Annotated in this window: 2 protein-coding genes; one reads left to right on the top strand and one right to left on the bottom strand. The window is 61.5% G+C overall.

The features are described from left to right. Positions 1-158 precede the first annotated feature (158 nt). The gene (locus ACI8UR_RS12305) at positions 159-2,111 is read left to right on the top strand and encodes a S9 family peptidase (RefSeq protein WP_411716381.1); all 1,953 of its coding nucleotides are present in this window, start codon (positions 159-161) and stop codon (positions 2,109-2,111) included. 20 nt (positions 2,112-2,131) lie between these two features. Here ACI8UR_RS12305 and ACI8UR_RS12300 read toward each other — a convergent pair whose 3' ends face one another. Further along, on the bottom strand, positions 2,132-2,701 hold the full coding sequence (locus ACI8UR_RS12300; RefSeq protein ID WP_411716380.1) for a peptidylprolyl isomerase: 570 nt from the start codon (positions 2,699-2,701) through the stop codon (positions 2,132-2,134). Positions 2,702-3,375 lie beyond the last annotated feature (674 nt).

Raw genomic sequence — 3,375 nt, 5'->3', positions numbered from 1 at the left:
CAGACGTAAGTAATTGAACTGTAGAGCTGCTCATCCGGTCTATACTGGGGTATAGAGGCCATTTACTCGAACATGTCTTTACGAACTTACGTCCGGCAGTATGACCGTCTGTTCCGAGAGCCGAACCCATATACTGCCACATACACAACGCCTGTGGCATGGTGCCAGAAACCGAGCGCGACGTCATCGATGAGCTCGCGGCGCTGCCGACACTTGCGCACGCGACGGCCTCGCCCGATGGCGACCGGGTAGCCTTCTACTACGACGACACCGGACGCAACGAACTCCACGTCCTCGACGCCGAGTCGGGCGAGCGAACCCAGTGGAGCGACGGCGACGTGCCGCGCAACGCCCGCTGGTTCGTCAAGTGGAGCGCCGACGGCGAGCGCGTCTTTTTCCACGACGACGAGGGCGGCAACGAGCAGAACGATGTTCGCGCGATCAACCCGGACGGGAACGTCGAGACGGTCGTCGAAAGCGACGGCCAGAACATCCTCCATGATGTCGACCCGGACGGCGAATACGTCATCGCAGGGTCGACCCGAGACGGCCAGATGAACTGCTACCGGCACGATTTCGATGGCGAAGTCACGCAGTTGACCGATTACGACCGCGCCATCTGGTCGTCGACGCTCTCGCCAGACGGCGACCACATCGCTTACGCGACGAACGAGACTGACGACTACGACAACACCGACGTCTACGTCGCGAGCGTCGCGAGCCTCGTGACGGATGGCCCTGCTGGCGGGCCGGATGACGATTCGGACGCCCGCAATCTCGAAATCGGCGAGGTGGGCGCCGAAGCCGCCGCGGTGGACTGGGGCCCCGATGGCGAGCGCCTGCTCGTCTCCGACAACACCGAAGACCTCTCTCGCTGTGGCGTCTATAATCTGGCCGACGATACTGTTCGGTGGCTCGGCGACCTCTCTTACGACGAACACCCCGAATGCTTCGGCGAGGACGGCGAGACGGTCATCGCGACCCGCAACCGCGACGCCTCGACGGTGCCTGTGGTCTACGACCTCGAAAGTGGCGCGGGTCGCGAACTCGACCTTCCGGAAGGCGTCGCTGATTTCGGCCGCGCCGGCAACTCCCTCCTCGAGGATGGCCGCCTGGTTTTGAAACACACGACGCCGACGCGGCGGCCCGATCTGCTCGCCTACGACGTGGGCGACGACACCACAGAGACGCTCACCGAGGCCGACCACGGCCCTTTCTCGCCCGAGGATTTCGCCGATGCCGAATACGTCACCTTCGAATCGGACGGCGTTCCCGAAGCGCCCGCCGAAGCCGTCGACCACGACCCCTACGAGACGCTCGAAATCGGCGCGCTCCTCTATGACACCGGTGAGCGCCCGTCTCCGCTCATCGTCAATCCCCACGGCGGCCCCCGTGCTCGCGATACGAAGGCCTTCAATCTCTACGCCCAGGTGCTCGTTCAGCAGGGTTTCTCCGTCCTTCACGTCAATTATCGCGGGTCGACCGGCCGCGGTCGCGAGTTCATCGAGGAGCTGTACGACGACTGGGGCGGCGCCGAACAGGGCGATGTCGCCGTCGCGCTCGAACACGTTCTCGACAACCACGAGTGGGTCGATGAGGACAGCGTCGCCGTTTTCGGCGGCTCCTACGGCGGCTACTCGGCGTACTGGCAGCTCGTTCAGTACCCCTCGCTGTACGACGCTGGCGTCGCCTGGATCGGCCTCACCGACCTCGAAGAGATGTACGAGACGACGATGCCGCACTTCAAAACCGAGCTGATGAAGCGGTATCTCGGCACGCCCGAGGAGAACCCCGACCTCTACGCCGAGCGCTCGCCGATCACGCACGCCGAGAACCTCGAGGCCCCACTGTTCATGATTCACGGCGTCAACGACCGCCGCGTGCCGGTCTCACAGGCGCGGCTGTTCCGTGACCGCCTCGACGAACTCGGCTACGAGGAAGGCGGGACGCCGGAGGCGTCCCGGGAAGACGGCGAAGTCGTCGAGGAAGCAGCCGACTACGAGTATCACGAACTCGGCGAGGAAGGCCACGCCTCCTCGGACATCGACCAGAAAAAGCGGATGTTCAGATTGCTGACGGACTTCCTCGACCGACGCGTCGGCGAGGCGTAACGCCGCGCGTCCGCGAGCCGCTATTCGTTGATTTCGACGGATTCGATGCGGGCGTCGTTGCGCGGCTGGTCGTTGCGCCCCGTCGGGACGTTGCCGAGTTCCTCGACGACGTCCATGCCGTCGATGACCTGGCCGAAGACGGCGTGTTTGGTATCGAGGTGCGGCTGGGCGTCCAGCGTGATGAAGAACTGGCTGCCGTTCGTGTTGGGGCCGGAGTTGGCCATCGAGAGGATGCCGGGGCCGTCGTGGGTGAGTTCGGGGTTGAACTCGTCTTCGAACTCGTAGCCGGGGCCGCCGCGACCGGTGCCGGTCGGGTCGCCGCCCTGGACCATGAAGTCCTCGATGACGCGGTGGAACTCCGCGCCGGCGTACAGCGAATCACCGCGCACTTCGCCACTCTCCGGGTCTTCCCAGGTGTGCGTGTCGGGTGCGGGATCGGCGTCCGCCGCGGGATCCTGTTTCGCGAGGCCGATGAAGTTCTCGACCGTGCGCGGAGCGCGGTCTGCGAACAGTTCGACGGTGATGTCACCGTGGGTTGTCTGCAGGGTTGCAGTCGGATTGTCGGGGTTGTCGACTTCGTGATTGCTCATATCGGTTCCTCGGATGGGCGTCGCAAAAGGCTGCCGACTGGAAGCCTCTCGATGAATCGAGCATCAATCCTAAATACCTTGATTCGTAAGATCCGTTAGGACGATGAATGAGAAAGCGCTCAAACTCTCCAGAAAATTCAAGCATAAATACAGGTTCGAGTACGAGCGCATGGGCCGTGCAGAATACGAACCGGATTCGTAAACCGGCTAACTGCCATTTCTGAACCCTTCTTTCTGCTTTCTAGCGTGACTCAAGACAGTCCGTAGGTGTTCAATATCCGCCTGCTTCGCGTGGGCATGATCTTCCCCACAGAGTTCCGATCTAAAGTATCTATGCCAGAGGGTGTAATGTTCATCTCGCTTCCAGAGGGTGTCGAACCGAACATCTGCCTGGAGATGGCGGATGAGTTTCGATTGGAGAACGTACCATTCTATCTCCCCACTAATCGTCAATTCCACCTCACACGGGTTTTCTGCAACAAGGATTTGTAAGGTGTTAATCCCAGTTCGATGATTTGCGTCGGGAAACAGGTGGATACCGGCTATCGCCCGCATCCAATGAGCACACTGTTTCGGTAAGGGTTCGTTCGTGGGAAATTCCCGCATCAGCCGACTCAGTCGACTATTCTTCACATTCCAGATACGTCGCTTCGTTAGTTGCCGATCGCTCCGGA

It is taken from the genome of Natronomonas sp., from assembly GCF_047616845.1.
Classification (GTDB): domain Archaea; phylum Halobacteriota; class Halobacteria; order Halobacteriales; family Haloarculaceae; genus Natronomonas.
This window is presented reverse-complemented; position numbering and strand designations above follow the sequence as displayed.